The sequence below is a fragment of the Cohnella luojiensis genome (assembly GCF_004564235.1).
Classification (GTDB): Bacteria; Bacillota; Bacilli; order Paenibacillales; family Paenibacillaceae; genus Cohnella; species Cohnella luojiensis.
This window is the reverse complement of the sequence record NZ_SOMN01000012.1, coordinates 117,979-132,115: the sequence shown is the minus strand read 5'-3', so window position 1 is coordinate 132,115 and position 14,137 is coordinate 117,979. Positions and strand designations below refer to the sequence as shown.

The window sequence follows — 14,137 nt, the reverse complement described above, 5'->3', positions numbered from 1 at the left end:
TCGCGCTCGCAGCGGCGGCAGCCATATACCAGACGCTCATGCCGTAAGACCCGAACTTGCGCCGGAATGACTGTGATTTCGTTGCGCGTCTCGGTACTCATTTCATGGAGCGCGCCGCCGCAGCACTCACAAATCTGCTCGGATTCGGGTAATGCATAGGTCACCGTGTCGACGGGGAACTGTTCCAGCTTCGCTTCACGAGCACCCACCGTCTTCTTTCGACTGTAGGTGACGGTCTCTAAGTCCGGCTCCTCCGAGGTAGGCGATACCAGAACCTCGGCTTCGTTGAACAGGTCCATCTCGACCTGATCCGGATGCGTCTTCTCGCTCGACGCGCCAAAGCGCTTCTGCTGAGCGAGACGGAACTGCTCCTGGTACCAGTTCAGCTTGGCTGTCAGTTCAGCGTTGTGCTGCTCTAACTTTGCGATGGTAGCTTCGTAGTTTTCTGTTGTAGGGTCTAGGTGATCCGCTCGATTTTCCATACCTAATATCTTTGCCAAAAACGTCCCCTTTTCCTGCTAAGAAGTGCCGCCAGGTATGGCGAAACGGCGAACAATGGCCATTAGATAACCGTTTGCGCAGTGACCTTGGAATGGGCCTGTTTCTGGCTTAGTGCAAGCCCGTCTAATAGCCAGCGAAGCTCACGGGTGGAGACACTGATTGGCGTGTGATTAGCCAACGGCCACTGGAACGTGCCGCGCTCGAGTCGGCGGTAGAACAACCAGAAGCCGTTATGTTCCCAGTAGAGGATTTTGAGTTTGTTGCGTTCGCGGTTGCAAAACACAAACAAACAAGGGGAGAACGGATCCAGGCCGAATCCTTCTTGGACAAGAGCGGCAAGGCCGTCAATAGATTTGCGCAAATCCGTGCTTCCGCAAGCCAAATAAACTCGGTTAGCGTTAAGTTGGCTCAGCATAGGGCTTTAAGTGCCTGCACCACGTCGCGGAGCAAAGCGGGATTAAACCCACATTTGACTACGATGACGGCCGGACCGACTTTAACTCCAAGGCTAACGTCCGTCTCCGGTGCGGGCTCGGGTGCAACTTGAACGTTTAGCCATTTGGATACGCTTGGCTTAGGAGAGGCAGTTCCATCTATTCGTTTCATCCATGCGTAAAGTTGTCGACGATCCACTTGATGGGCTTTACACCACCTTGTTGCTTTCTCGCCGCTGGACCGGAAAGCAGTGACTCGCGCTTCCCATTTCTTTCGAGTATCTTCTCTGGTCATGAAAATCCTCCTCAGTTTCGATTCTGAGGAGGATTATCTCATAGCTATTAGGTGGCTTGAAGGTGGGGTTGGTTTGACGCTTTCTCAGACATAAATGATGTCACCAGCAATTGAATTTTCCTCATTATCAGCGGTTGAATTTTCCCCACCTAAGGGTTTATATCCATTCCCCCCGAGGGGGGAATTTCAAAAAAATTATTCAGTTGCTTCTGCTTCCTCTGCCGGTTCCGGTTTGAAAAATCCTGCCTTTTTCTTCTCCTTGATCCGGTAGCTTTCACCCTTAATATTGATCGTGCTGGAGTGGTGCAACAAGCGATCCAGAATTGCGGTCGCTAATACCGAATCTCCGAAAATCTCTCCCCAACCTCCAAACGACTTGTTGCTCGTTAAGATGATGGATCCCTTTTCATAACGCTCGGAGACAATCTGAAAGAAGAAATGCGCTGCTGTGTCATCCATTTTACGGTATCCGATTTCATCAATAATAAGCAGATCGGGTTTCGTATATGTTCGCATTCGCTGTTTAATCGTATGATTCTGATGCGCGAGCTGCAAGCTCTGCACTAGGTCGTGCGCGGTTACGAAGTATACCGTATATCGCCGCCGGAGCGCCTCGTAGGCCAGCGCGACAGCCAGATGCGACTTCCCCACACCAGGCGGTCCCAAGAAAATGAGATTCTCTTGATGCTCGACAAACCGTAGAGTGGCCAGGTCCTTAATGCGCTTCTCATCAATGGACGGTTGAAAGCTAAAGTCGAATGTCTCTAGCGATTTTTGAAAGGGCAGATGCGCCATTCTCGTTCTCATTTGCACGAACCGGCTTCTTTTCTCGGTCATTTCCTCTTGGAGTAGCTTGTCTAAAAAAGCTGTGTACGCTATATTTTGTTCAGCGGCTTCTTCTGCGTGCTGGTGCAGGATGTCTGGGATGCGAACCCAGCCAAAGTATTGGAACGCTTCTTCCAATCGCTCTTGGATCATCACGACGTCATCACCTCTTCGGAGAAGATGTCGTATACAGACAAGTCGCGGGTGACGACTTCGGGGATCGCTTTGGGAACCAATAGGGGCATGGGCGTAGCGGCCTTGGAGCTGCCCGTGGTTCTGATCCCTACGAAGTGCGTTTTGTTCGCAACCACTTGATGACGACCGAGGGCTTTAACGTGCTCGGCAAGGATAATCTCTCCTGTATAGATCCGGATGAGTCCGTTGTTCTGATCTTCCACCTCCACGGTATACCCCACGTAGCGATGGGGAACCGAGTAACGATGGGCGTTATAGGAAACGAGACAGTCCGATGAAACCTTACGTTCATGTCGGTATACCGCTTCAAATCGGGTCAGGTTGAATGGCTGCAGTTCTTCACGTAGCCAGCGTTCCTGTGGCACTTCGTGCGTCGTCGCATGGATTCGCACATTCGCAGTCTTGTCCATCCATGCCCTAGCTTGAAGATTAAGGTCATGTAAATCTGTAAAGGTTTGTACGCGTGGCCAGAAGTTCTTCCGTACATACTTTACACCGCTTTCGACCTTCCCCTTAGTGCGAGCACGATAGGGGCGGCACCGGCGCAAGACAAAGCCATGATGATTGGCAAACTTAGCAAACCGCTCGTTCCACACGACTTCTCCCTGTTCATCTTGGCCGGATACGACCGTTTTCATATTGTCGTAGAGGCAGGTCCGCGTTCGACCGCCGAAATACTGCATGGCGCGTAGATGGCAACCCATTAACGTGTCGAGTCGCTCATTTTCGGTAAACTCTACATAAAGCATACGTGAATAACCAAGAACCATAACGAAAGCATACAAGCGTTTGTAAGTACCGTTCCACTTGACTTTGAATAATCCCCAGTCGACCTGTGCTTGCTGCCCAGGTGGCGTCTCATACCGCTCAGTCGCTTGCGAGATTACTGTGGGACGAAGTGGACTCATGAAATGACGTAGCATCGTTGTTTTCCCGGCGTAGCCTTGTGCTTTAATCTCGTCGAAGAGAACAACGGCGTTGAGGCAGCCTTCTTCCATACGTCGTTTGACATAGCCTTTGAACGACTCTAGCAAGCAAGGTCTAATCGTCATTTGACGTTGGTATTTCTTCGTTTCATTCTCCTGAAGCCAACTGCGAATCGTCTTGCGATCCCTGCCAAGCTCGGTTGCAATTTGAGTGATGCTCATTCCCTTTTCATGCATTTCTTTAATCATGAAGTGCTCCCCATTCTTGATCATATTTACTCTCCCCTCGGAGAGTATGTCGGTCTCAAGTGGGGAATTTTCAATCGCTGATATTGGGGATTTTACCATCGCTGCTTACATGACACAAATGTTGGGACATTCCAACAATCATCCCTTTTAAAAACCCGTAAGAGGCCGAAAACGGCTTTCGCGTGGTGCTCACGAGAGGGGTCAATTACGACCGGGACGCGCAGCGTTATTTGACCCTGGGACGAAGTCATATCGCCTTTCTCCTCGTCTACGAAGGGTGGCGCTACCTGCTCGACACGGGATTCGGAGCGTATTTGCCGTTGACGCCGGTTCCGTTAATCGGAGACATCTTCGACGGCCCGCGTTATCGCGAGTTACTCCGTTCGAGCTTCGGCATACAGCCGTGATGCCGCGGGCTGGATATTTCGCTTCCTTCCTCACGCTTACGATTGACGCACTCGGTCATTACCGCTCATCCCATTACAAACCTAAGAGGCATCAACATGACGCAATTATTGTATATTACCGCTACCCCCAAGTCGCCGGACCATTCGGTCGGCCTGCAGGTCGGCCGGGCGTTTCTTCAAGCCTATCGGGAAGCTCATCCGGACGACGACATACGCGTATTCGATGTCTACCAAGAAGCATTCCAGACGGTCGACGGCGATGTCGTACGGGCATGGGGAAAATTGAGAAAAGAACGCCTGGACTTCTCCGAGCTGAGTCCCGTGGAACGGCAGAAAGTTAATGCCCTTAACGACATTACCGAAATGGCGATGCGCGCCGATAAATACGTATTCGTCTCCCCCATGTGGAATTGGGGCATTCCCCCTCGGCTCAAGGCGTTCATCGACGCCTTCGTCATCGTCGGCAAGACGTTCCATTACACGGAACGCGGACCGGTCGGCCTGCTGCGCGACAAAAAAGCGCTGCACATCCAGTCGAGCGGCGGGGTTTTACTCCGAAGGGCCGGCAGCGGCCATGGATCACAGCCATCCCTATCTGCGCCTGGTGCTCGGCATCGTCGGGATTCGCGACGTACAAGCGCTTTACGTGGAAGGCCATGATTTTTAACCGGAGCGCGCGAAAGAGATCGTCCGGGCAGCAATGGAACAGGCCGTCAAGCTTGCCGCGGCCTGTTAACGCGCCGGACGCGAAAAATCCCCCTCGAGGGGATTTTTTGTTGACCGCTCCATTGGCGTCACATCGAGCCCCACCTAGCCGCGCCATGCTTTCCTGGACCATACCGGCAATCGACTTCCGAATCGGCGAAAACGCAAACCCGGCAGACGCCGCTCTGGCATTCGACAGCTTCCATGTATAAGGCATGGCATTAGGGGACAAGTTTCCTCGCGCGATCCCACATGAAACAGCGGTTCCGCATTTAGGCATTCCGCAATATGACGACCGAGTTCCTGGATGCTCAGACTACTTCCGTTTGACGCGTTGATCGGCCCGGCAAAATCGGATTTTGTTCTTATAAAAAGAAGATATTAAGCCTCATCCCATGCCGTCACATAAGAAATCGGGTGTTCGGATTCCAACACGCCAATCGATTTATGTTCGGCGATATGCTTCACATAATTATCAAATCGGCCTGTATAATCGTCGGTTCCCGATACGACCATGGCTACGCGAACCGCATTCATGACAACGCGGAGAACCGTATCCCAATTGAATTGAAAACAGCCGATCAAACAGATCGGCTGACAAAATAATTTCTTATTTAGCTGCTAATTTTGAAGCTTGCTCTTCAGCTTCTTTATATGCTTTTTGTAATACTTCATTTCTGTCCAGGAATGCAGTTCCTTGTATTCGAACTGTTTCAAAATCTTCGATTCCCATTAAATAAAACATGGACTTTAAAAATTTATTCGAGTACTCCAGTTCGGTATAAAAGTTATTATTGGTGTAAATTGATCCACTGGCTTGAATTGTAACTATGCTTCTTCCATCATCCAGAAGTCCGACGGATGCTCTTCCATTACTCATTGGGGTATCTATATATCTAAACGTTTCCCTTGCAATCATAACATTATCTATATAATCTTTTAGTTTTGAGGGGATACTAAAGTTATGCATTGGAAAAACAATGACGTACTTACTAGCGCTTTTGAATTGGTTTAATATCTCACTCATGCGATCTGTTACTTTTTTTTCTTGACTAGTTAATTCTTTGTCTTCCGCTTGTTTCGACCATGCGCTAAAAACATTTTTATCTAACAAAGGTACTTCTTCGTCGTATAGATTGATTTGTTCAATGACCTCGCCATTTGAATGCTTCTCTTTGTATACTTTTAGAAAGTAATTAAACACATCTAGACTTGCAGAGGTTTTAGAATCAAAAACCGGGTGTGCATTGATGATAAGTAACTTACCCATGTATATTTCCTCCTAAGTGTTATTGCCGACTTACTTAATCGACGATCACCATAGTCTATAATATATTTTCCCCAGTGGCATGTCAATTTATACAACCTTGAAATTTATGTAATTTATGTAAATTTACAAAATGAAATGGATGCTATACAATGTTATTGTATTTTTCTTTACATGAAAGTAGGTGATATATATGTCGTACAGCATAATGGTTGAATATGCTTTGCACAGCCTTGTTTATTTAATAGACATACCAGAAGAGGAAAGCATAGGAATAAAAAACCTTTCAGAAGTCCAAGGGCTTTCGGAAACGTATCTCTCGAAAGTTTTCGGTAAATTGTCCAAGTCTGGTATTGTGAGTTCTTCACCTGGTGTAAAGGGTGGATATAAATTAGCTAAACCTCCTGAAGAGATTTCGTTTTGGGATGTAATTGAAGCGGTTGAAGGAAAGAAACCTATTTATCAATGTAAAAATATACTAAAAACGAGTTTAAAATATAGAGATGATGAAGAATGTACGTCATGTACTCAAAGCAATCCAATATGTACAATTAACTTGGCAATGCTAGAAGCAGAAGAGCATATGCGTGAGGCTTTACGTAAAAAAACTCTTGCTTGGTTAATTAGGGAGCTGGATCGTGTTTTGCCTGAGAAAGTACGAATTGGTAGTCAAAACTATTTATGAAAGCTTGAACTCCCAAGGTTCGCCGTCCCGAACTTTTGCCCTAAGAACAAAGGCACCCGCTTTGGGTGCTTAGAGATGATACACTGAACTGTATCATATAGAAAAGCAATTTCATTGTGCTGAACGGGAACGATAGTTAAATCAAACAGCGGCAGTCTAGCACTTTATTTTCTCGTCCAAGGCTACCGCTGGTTAGATTATTAGGGTCAGTCTAATGCATATTTCTCAAAGGTAGACAGCTTCTGTATGCTCAAATCAGCGCCAAATCAACAATTCGAGTCTAGGACTTTATTTTCTTCGCACATCTGACCGCGGGTCCCGGTATACCTCGGACGAGTACCGCGCACGGCTGCAGACGTACAAGGGCAACTGGTATGATAAATGCGTGCATCGAGTCGTTTCATAACGTGTTGAAGAAGGAGCTTATCTTTGATGGCTCTTTGGGCTACGAGTCGCCTGATCGCTTTGAGGCCATGTACTACCAGAAGTCCAGCTAACATACACGATCAAGGTATCTACTTTCTTGACAGAGGTCTAATGCTTTACTTCGATATGATTATCCGAATTATTAAATTCAAAATGTATAACTCAATGTAATAAGTAGAAGAGACCCATCATAAGATGTGGTCTTTTTCTACGCAAAAAAAAAGTGTGCCCACAAAATATCGTTACATATTGAAGCGTGTATTTTTTTTCGTCCTTCACCTTTGAGGTTGAGGCTACTTTCTGCCCAGCAGCGTGAGGACCGCCTTCGTTAATACCGCCGAGTCCGCATCGCTTGTCCATCCGATGTTCGAGCAAGACGGCTTCCCTTTCGATCCGTGAACGGCAACCGGGGACGGCTAAAATCCCAGCGATAAGGAAAAAATGAAACTAGGCGATTACGACATGCAGAGTCGCCGTTCAAAACATCCGTTAAATGACTGAGGTATGCCATGTCTACTACACAAAATACAAGTTCTAACGGTAACCTGCCTGATGAAGCACTCCATGATCCGGTAAGCAAATCTTTAGAAAAGAATGAACTGATTCTCAGAAATTCGTTTAAAAGTTGTTATGATATCGTCTTTCGGCGTATCCAAATTTTCGGACAAATCAATGCTCTATTGGTTTATTTGGATGGTTTGGTGGATACCAAGGCATTAGATAACCTATTGCTAAAACCTTGGATGTTAGAAACTCCCCGTCCCGGATTGGGGGAGTTAAACGCTGTTGATTTGATGTTGGAACAACAGCTGGTCTCCATCGCAAAAACAAAAACTGTGGAGACAATAGGCGATATTGTACAAAGTATTTTATCCTCTAATGTCGTTATCCTATCGGATGGATTAAGCCATGCCGTTATTGCCGAATTGAAAGGCTTCGAACAGCGAGCCGTTGAAGAGCCCGCCAATGAGACGACGATTCGGGGACCAAGAGAAGGTTTTACGGAAAACATTAATGTGAATACAAGCCTGGTTCGCAGGAAAATTCAGAGCACGAAACTTAAAATGGAGTCCATGACCGTCGGCAATCTTTCCAAAACGACTATTGTCATCGCCTACATTGAAGGCATCGCAATAGATTCGATCGTTGAAGAAGTTCGAAAACGAATCAGTCGAATTCAAATCGATACCGTGCTTGGCGGGAATTTTATTGAGGAGTTCATAGAAGATCACCCTTTCACACTATTCCCGCAAGTGCAGAATACCGAACGCCCGGATATTGTCGCCTCATGCCTTGCGGAAAGAAAAGTAGCGATTTTCATCGATGGCACACCTTTTGTACTTATCGTTCCCTGTACCCTATGGAACGCTTTTCAATCGGCGGATGATTATTATGAGCGATTCATTTACGCAACCATTATTCGTTGGCTGCGAATGCTATTGATTATCACTTCGCTATTCTTGCCTTCTATTTATGTTGCAATTACGACGTTTCATCCGCAATTGATGCCCACAAATTTTTTGCTCAGCATCACATCTGCTCGTGAAGGGGTTCCCTTTCCGGCGGTCATTGAAGCATTTATGATGGAATTTTTATTCGAGGGTTTACGCGAGGCCGGCATACGATTGCCTAGGCCAACCGGTTCGGCAGTCAGTATTGTCGGGGCTCTCGTTATTGGCCAAGCTGCCGTTCAGGCAGGGATCGTATCGGCTCCGATGGTCATCGTAGTTTCCCTTACAGGAATTGCATCTCTCATCGTCCCCAGATACAGCATGGGAGTGGCATTTCGAATGCTCCGTTTTCCGATGCTCCTTTTTTCAGGGATGTTCGGGTTATACGGAGTGACGATGGCATCTTTATTCCTTCTCATTCACCTTACGAATCTGGAGTCATTCGGAGTCCCCTATTTAAGTCCGATAGCCCCATTATCAAGAACGGAATTAAAGGATGTATTGATTCGCGCGCCAAGATGGAATATGCATACCATCCCGTTATCCGGTTCTACCCAAAATCATTTGCGAGTCCCCAAAGGACAAAAACCAGGCGGCAACCAAGGAGACGAAGCATAATGAAACACCGCCCGACAGCTTTCCTATTTTTGATACTCTGTATCGCTTTAACGACAGGTTGTTGGGATCGTGAAGAACTTTCGGACAGAGTCTTCGATCTTGCCGCATCGACTGATCTTAACAAGGATGGGACGTATTTAACTGCCGGTCAATTCATTATTCCCTCCAGAATCGAACAAAGCTCAAAAGGAGGAACCGGCGGCGAAAAACCTTATTTTATTGAAACGGGCAGCGGTAAAAGTCCTCTCGAAGCCATTCAAAAAGCGCGACAAAAGCTTTCCCGAATCATAACCCGCAGTCACCGGCGCAACTATTACATTGGAGAAGATCTGGCTAAACATGGAATCAAAGATATGCTGGATGCATTTTCCCGAGATCCGGGCAATCGAATCCGAATGGACATTTGGGTGGTCAAGGGAAATACAGGCTTGGAAGCTTTGCAAGTGCCCTACCCTCTGGAGAAAGTTCCTGCCGTCGCATCACTCAAAATACATAAAGCGGTTGGAGGTACTTCAGGCACATCCTATCTCGATTTTATGATAGCCTCCAGTACCGAAGGAAGCTGCCCGACTTTGCCTGTAGTAGACATCGTACAGGGAGACTCATCGCAAAGAACGATCCGATTTTATGGTCGCGCTATTTTTAACCACGATTATAAATTAGCCGGTTATTTAAATTTTGTAGAAGGCGCTTATCGACAGTGGATTCTCAAAAGAATATCTTACTTGGACGTAGAGGAAAATATTCCCGAAGCAGGCGGGAGCGTCGGCGTCATCGTTACAAATTTTGGAAGCAAGCTAAAAAGCAGAATATCCTCGGAAAATAAGGTGAAGATGGAGATTGAACTAAGCGGAGTGGGACATGTTTCAGAAAACAATACGAATTTGGATCTAAGAGGGCAGAAAAATTTGAAACTTGTGCAGAACACGATCAATAAGAAAACCAGCGAGCATGTTCTTGAAATGGTCACCAAAGTTCAAAAACAATATGGTGCCGATGTACTTGGTTTCAATGAAGCTCTGAATCGTCAGCATCCAAGAGAATGGAACAAAATAAAAGGACAGTGGGATACGATATTTCAGGACATAAAAGTCACGGTCAATGTAAAGGTAAATTTAAAAAGCGTCGGCTTGGTCGGGCCGCCGCTCCAATTCAAGGAAGGTGATATTAATAAATGAAAATTTCCGGATATCAGCTGTTTTGGCTGATTTTCACGATGGAATTCGGGATGACGGCCACTTACAGCCTCTCGTCCGCCGCTTTTGTTGCCAAACAAGACGCATGGATTTCAATCATCGTCGCAACCCTGATCTGCTTATTCACTACATTTGTCGCAGTCAGATTAAGCCTCCTTTACCCGGAGCAAACCTTTATTCAATACAGTCAGTCGATTCTCGGAAAATGGCTGGGAAAAATCATACTTGTTCCTTACTTTTTGATGTGGGTCTCCGTGACCGGAATCATTTTAAGGGAATATGCGGATTATGTTATCGCTGCTTTATTCAGTTCGACGCCGCTATGGATTGTCATTCTCATTATGTTAGGCGCTATCGTATATGTCACCTATTCCGGAGGTCTTAGAAGTATCAGCCGTTGCAGCGAAATCATCGGTCCTATTAGCGTTTTAAGCGCTATTCTCGTCATTTTATTAAGCGCGAAGGATTGGAACTGGCTTAGACTACTGCCGGTTTACTCCAACTCGGGATTGTTGCCCATTGTTAAAGGAGGTTTATCTCCTGCCTCCTTCCTAGCCGAATCCTTTATGGTGGTCATGTTAATCGCTTTTATGACCAAACCCGAGCGAGCTCTAGTCTCTTCCTTAGCCGGGGTTGCAGCAGCTTCATTCGCCGTTTTGGCCATGACATTGTTCATCATTATGGTCTTGGGGCCGAATTTGCCGGCTAAATTTATTTATCCTATGTACTCTGTTGTAACGTATATTTCTGTAATGGAATTTATCCAAAACGTTGATGTGTTGACTGTCTTGATCTGGATCATCGGCATTTTTATTAAAGCATCCCTTTATTTCTTTATTACCAGTTACGGTACTGCGCAATTATTTCACATCAAAAAATGGAAGCATACCGTTTGGTGGATAGCTCCTGTTGTTTTTGTCATTTCACTGCTGCCGCGAAACACTAACGAAACCATGAATTTCGTGAAGTTTTGGCGTGATGTGATTTTTCCTGTAAATCTCGTCGGCATTCCTTTACTATTGTGGATTATTGGTTCTATTCGAAAAAAATACATGTTAAAGTAGCAATTTCAGAGGCGCACAACCTCTTATCATTCATGGCCGGAATTTCCTTGAAAATATCGCTCACGACGAATGAGACGCATGGCTGCTTGTCCGACCTTATGATAGATATCCAACAATTGTAAGTCTAAATAGACTCCCGGATGCTCTTAGGAAGGCTTTTAACAACCAAATCGTAAGAGTGGTCAATCATTGCAAAGATATCCGACTCTGGCAAAAAAACCTTTAGAATAATCGTATTCGAGTGCTGTTTGTTCATATGATACCCCGGTCGAACGTCCTCATGCTGCTCTCTCAAGTTTTCCGCAATCACCGGGTCGCATTTTAGGATCAAGTACCCTTTTTCCTCATAAAAAAGAGCGAATATTTTACCTGCAATTTTTATCGCGAGTGGATCGGTTCCCAAGGGATAATCCTTAATCGCTCCTTTTTTGTTTAGACAGTATTCGATGAAATTATTTTTCAAACCGGTTCATCTCCTTCGTAAATGACACAAGCCTTGCATATCAATGTGTAGAGTTTCGAGGAATATTTTCTTCAAGTATTGTAACAGCAAGTTGAACAGACAGGCGTGATGTCTTAACGACGCCCTCCTTGGCAAGCTCGCTCATCACGCTACTGACCGCTTCGCGGCTAGCGCCGATCATATTGGCAATCTCTTGATGGGAAAGCGGCAGATCGATCAACGCATATCCGTCTTGAATGACGCCGAATTTGGCGCTCAGTGTGGAAAGGAGATGGAGCACGCGTTTTCTAAGACCATGAAGCGCACACTGTTCCAATTGATCCTCCCGCTCCTTTAACTGGTCACTGAGTGCTTTAAGGAATTTGAGCGCAAGCTGAGGCCGATTGATCATCAGCCGTTCGAACTGAGGCTCGGACATGGTGCAAAGAAGCGACGATTCCATCGTTTCAATATAAACCTTCCTGGTTCCGAACGAGAATGAATTTAACTCTCCGAATATATTTCCTCTTGTGAGAATGCCAAGGGTGAACAGTTTTCCGCATGGATGGTATCTAGCTGATCAATCCCTCTCATTTCTTCTCGCGACATTTCTTCAAAAATACTTATTTGCGATAAATACCAAAGCTTGTTCATCGGATATATCGGCCTCCAAAATAATGTTGGCAAAGTCATTGGCGTTCGTTGCAATAACATTATTGCAACGAACGGACTTTTTTTAAGGCTTCGGACGGTTCCATCCGCGTTCTATGGTTTAAATCTGAAGCACCGGCTATGACGATTCCTTTTTTATCGATAATATATGTGGCTGTGACAGGAAGCTCAAATGTATGGTCACCGTTATATTGATGTAGCTCAATACCAGATTTTTTCTGAATGGCTTGCATAAAGTCAGGCAGCTTGTATTTAAGATTGTAGTTTTCCGCAGTTTTGTTGTTCGCATCGCTAAGGACGATGAAGCTCAGTTCATGTTTTTCTTTCATGGAAAGCGAATGATCCGGTGTTTGCGGGCTAATGGCAATCAATTGAGCACCGGCAGCTTTAATCTCATTCATGATTCGTTCATAGGCCTTCAATTGCAAATTGCAGTACGGACACCATTCACCCCGATAAAACACGATAATGACGGGGCCCTTGGCTAGTTCTTCAGATAATGTGACGGGTTTGCCCGTAGCATCTTCCAGGGTAAAATCGGGAGCCTTATCTCTGATATTCAGTCCTTTGCCTGCACCTTGATCTCGAAGGTCCTGAATCAATCTGGCAAATGTCGCCGCGGCATCTGGCGACATTTGGTTTTGAGCCTGAAATGCATCAAGTTCATCTTTTAAGCTTCTTTCCCATTTAGAAACACTGTCCTGGACCATAAGCGAAATCGATTTTTGAATTGGCGGAAATTCAAACCCTAAAGATGCTGCTCTGGCATTCAATATCTTCCAAGTATAAGGAAACATGGCGTAGGGGGATAAAGTTTGTTCTTCATGTCGGCCTACATGAAACAGCGGGGTCGTATTCAAGCAGTCCCCTATCTCATAACAGAGTTCTTGGATGCTTAAGTAACCGCTATTCGCCGCATTGATTGGTCCGACAAAATCGGATTTGGCTCCGATAAAATTAAGAAATTCGGCCGCATCCCACGCTGTCACATAAGTAATAGGGTGTTCGGATTCCAACACGCCAATCGATTTATGTTCAGCAACATGCCTCACATAGTAATCAAAACGGCCTGTATAATCGTCGGTTCCCGATACGACCATGGCTACGCGAACCGCAACGACGGGAAATACCGCATTCCGGAAGAAATAAGCTTCGGCTTGGCGTTTTCCTTCGGCATAGTCATATTTCTTAGCGTCTAAATCATAGCTGTGTTGTTCCGGCATGAAATCGTCTTCGGTGATTTCGGTATCTTTACTGTTATAAACCGCCATACTTGAGGTTAATACATACCGTTTAACGCGGTTTCCAAACGCTTTCAGGGAAATTTTGGCATCTTGAGGATTAAAGCAGATTTGATCGTAGACGACATCATAATAACAATTGCCAAACGCTTCCATCATGGCATCCTGATTCGTCCGGTCCACCTTTATTCGGGTCATGGCGTCGCCAAAATCATCCGGTGTCTGACCTCTTGTTGCAATGGTCACATCGTGGCCATCCCCGAGTAATAAATGGACTAACCGGCGACCGAAAAACGCTGTTCCTCCTAAAACGAGTATCTTCATCCATATTCTCCTTTCACGTTTGCATTCTTATTTTATTAATTGAGCGAAATTTCTCCTGCCATCCAGGACAAAATAAAATTGAATGATAACTCAATGGTACTTGGAGGTTTAGTATACAGATTAACTTGCCACCGAATCGGCATCTGTCATCTACATTACAGTTCTCCGATTTTTTTAGAATTATAATCAAGCTATCATTCAATATTGGAGGTTT

General features: G+C 45.7%; 16 protein-coding genes and 1 pseudogene. 6 read left to right on the top strand and 11 right to left on the bottom strand.

Annotated features, from left to right (window positions below; genetic code table 11):
* From E2980_RS11540 to istA, 5 genes are all read right to left on the bottom strand, one after another.
* The coding region (locus E2980_RS11540) for an IS66 family transposase zinc-finger binding domain-containing protein (RefSeq protein ID WP_205699961.1) at positions 1–482 on the bottom strand (482 nt) is incomplete at its 3' end.
* Positions 483–562: 80 nt separating this feature from the next.
* Positions 563–916, bottom strand: a complete 354-nt coding sequence (gene tnpB / locus E2980_RS11535) for an IS66 family insertion sequence element accessory protein TnpB (RefSeq protein WP_135152326.1) — start codon at positions 914–916, stop codon at positions 563–565.
* Positions 910–1,230 (bottom strand): IS66 family insertion sequence element accessory protein TnpA, encoded by a 321-nt coding sequence (tnpA, locus tag E2980_RS11530; RefSeq protein WP_135152325.1) that lies wholly within the window; start codon positions 1,228–1,230, stop codon positions 910–912. The genes tnpB and tnpA overlap by 7 nt, the downstream gene beginning before the upstream one ends.
* 195 nt (positions 1,231–1,425) lie before the next feature.
* A complete protein-coding gene (istB, locus tag E2980_RS11525) occupies positions 1,426–2,211 on the bottom strand; it encodes an IS21-like element helper ATPase IstB (protein WP_135152324.1) in 786 nt (261 codons plus the stop codon).
* Complete coding sequence (gene istA, locus E2980_RS11520) at positions 2,208–3,413, bottom strand: IS21 family transposase (protein WP_276322265.1); 1,206 nt, start codon at positions 3,411–3,413, stop codon at positions 2,208–2,210. The genes istB and istA overlap by 4 nt, the downstream gene beginning before the upstream one ends.
* 191 nt (positions 3,414–3,604) lie before the next feature.
* On the opposite strand from istA, the pseudogene E2980_RS11515 reads away from it, so the two are divergent.
* A pseudogene (locus E2980_RS11515) lies at positions 3,605–3,832 on the top strand (hypothetical protein); the annotation flags it as partial.
* Positions 3,833–3,928: 96 nt separating this feature from the next.
* Positions 3,929–4,492, top strand: a complete 564-nt coding sequence (locus tag E2980_RS11510) for an NAD(P)H-dependent oxidoreductase (RefSeq protein ID WP_338080663.1) — start codon at positions 3,929–3,931, stop codon at positions 4,490–4,492.
* Between the two features lie 426 nt (positions 4,493–4,918).
* Here E2980_RS11510 and E2980_RS24215 read toward each other — a convergent pair whose 3' ends face one another.
* On the bottom strand, positions 4,919–5,122 hold the full coding sequence (locus tag E2980_RS24215) for a hypothetical protein (protein WP_167747087.1): 204 nt from the start codon (positions 5,120–5,122) through the stop codon (positions 4,919–4,921).
* A gap of 25 nt (positions 5,123–5,147) precedes the next feature.
* Complete coding sequence (locus E2980_RS11505) at positions 5,148–5,807, bottom strand: FMN-dependent NADH-azoreductase (protein ID WP_135152321.1); 660 nt, start codon at positions 5,805–5,807, stop codon at positions 5,148–5,150.
* A gap of 190 nt (positions 5,808–5,997) precedes the next feature.
* On the opposite strand from E2980_RS11505, the gene E2980_RS11500 reads away from it, so the two are divergent.
* The 4 genes from E2980_RS11500 to E2980_RS11485 all read left to right on the top strand — a co-directional run bounded on the left by E2980_RS11500 (position 5,998) and on the right by E2980_RS11485 (position 11,244).
* A complete protein-coding gene (locus E2980_RS11500; RefSeq protein ID WP_135152320.1) occupies positions 5,998–6,489 on the top strand; it encodes an RrF2 family transcriptional regulator in 492 nt (163 codons plus the stop codon).
* A 935-nt stretch (positions 6,490–7,424) separates the two neighbouring features.
* Positions 7,425–8,984: a spore germination protein gene (locus E2980_RS11495; protein WP_135152319.1), complete on the top strand. Its 1,560-nt coding sequence runs from the start codon at positions 7,425–7,427 to the stop codon at positions 8,982–8,984.
* Positions 8,984–10,162: a Ger(x)C family spore germination protein gene (locus E2980_RS11490; RefSeq protein WP_167747086.1), complete on the top strand. Its 1,179-nt coding sequence runs from the start codon at positions 8,984–8,986 to the stop codon at positions 10,160–10,162. The genes E2980_RS11495 and E2980_RS11490 overlap by 1 nt, the downstream gene beginning before the upstream one ends.
* Entirely contained in the window at positions 10,159–11,244 is a 1,086-nt protein-coding gene (locus tag E2980_RS11485; RefSeq protein WP_135152317.1) for a GerAB/ArcD/ProY family transporter, read from the top strand. Before E2980_RS11490 ends, E2980_RS11485 begins: the two co-directional genes overlap by 4 nt.
* A 124-nt stretch (positions 11,245–11,368) precedes the next feature.
* On the opposite strand, the gene E2980_RS11480 is transcribed toward E2980_RS11485, so the two are convergent.
* The 4 genes from E2980_RS11480 to E2980_RS11470 are packed head-to-tail and all read right to left on the bottom strand — an operon-like array spanning position 11,369 to position 13,923.
* A complete protein-coding gene (locus E2980_RS11480; RefSeq protein WP_135152316.1) occupies positions 11,369–11,707 on the bottom strand; it encodes an MmcQ/YjbR family DNA-binding protein in 339 nt (112 codons plus the stop codon).
* A gap of 40 nt (positions 11,708–11,747) precedes the next feature.
* Positions 11,748–12,149, bottom strand: a complete 402-nt coding sequence (locus tag E2980_RS11475; protein WP_135152315.1) for a Crp/Fnr family transcriptional regulator — start codon at positions 12,147–12,149, stop codon at positions 11,748–11,750.
* A gap of 41 nt (positions 12,150–12,190) precedes the next feature.
* Entirely contained in the window at positions 12,191–12,340 is a 150-nt protein-coding gene (locus tag E2980_RS24210) for a hypothetical protein (protein WP_167747085.1), read from the bottom strand.
* 59 nt (positions 12,341–12,399) lie between these two features.
* Complete coding sequence (locus E2980_RS11470) at positions 12,400–13,923, bottom strand: redoxin domain-containing protein (protein ID WP_135152314.1); 1,524 nt, start codon at positions 13,921–13,923, stop codon at positions 12,400–12,402.
* Between the last annotated feature and the right edge of the window lie 214 nt (positions 13,924–14,137).

Excerpts from the sequence above, each read along its gene's own strand:
- tnpB (WP_135152326.1), bottom strand. The coding sequence starts at position 916 with ATGCTGAGCCAACTTAACGCTAACCGAGTTTATTTGGCTTGCGGAAGC.
- tnpA (WP_135152325.1), bottom strand. The coding sequence starts at position 1,230 with ATGACCAGAGAAGATACTCGAAAGAAATGGGAAGCGCGAGTCACTGCT.
- istA (WP_276322265.1), bottom strand. The coding sequence starts at position 3,413 with ATGCATGAAAAGGGAATGAGCATCACTCAAATTGCAACCGAGCTTGGC.
- E2980_RS11510 (WP_338080663.1), top strand. The coding sequence starts at position 3,929 with ATGACGCAATTATTGTATATTACCGCTACCCCCAAGTCGCCGGACCAT.
- E2980_RS11505 (WP_135152321.1), bottom strand. The coding sequence starts at position 5,807 with ATGGGTAAGTTACTTATCATCAATGCACACCCGGTTTTTGATTCTAAA.
- E2980_RS11500 (WP_135152320.1), top strand. The coding sequence starts at position 5,998 with ATGTCGTACAGCATAATGGTTGAATATGCTTTGCACAGCCTTGTTTAT.
- E2980_RS11495 (WP_135152319.1), top strand. The coding sequence starts at position 7,425 with ATGTCTACTACACAAAATACAAGTTCTAACGGTAACCTGCCTGATGAA.
- E2980_RS11490 (WP_167747086.1), top strand. The coding sequence starts at position 8,984 with ATGAAACACCGCCCGACAGCTTTCCTATTTTTGATACTCTGTATCGCT.
- E2980_RS11485 (WP_135152317.1), top strand. The coding sequence starts at position 10,159 with ATGAAAATTTCCGGATATCAGCTGTTTTGGCTGATTTTCACGATGGAA.
- E2980_RS11475 (WP_135152315.1), bottom strand. The coding sequence starts at position 12,149 with ATGGAATCGTCGCTTCTTTGCACCATGTCCGAGCCTCAGTTCGAACGG.
- E2980_RS24210 (WP_167747085.1), bottom strand. The coding sequence starts at position 12,340 with ATGAACAAGCTTTGGTATTTATCGCAAATAAGTATTTTTGAAGAAATG.
- E2980_RS11470 (WP_135152314.1), bottom strand. The coding sequence starts at position 13,923 with ATGAAGATACTCGTTTTAGGAGGAACAGCGTTTTTCGGTCGCCGGTTA.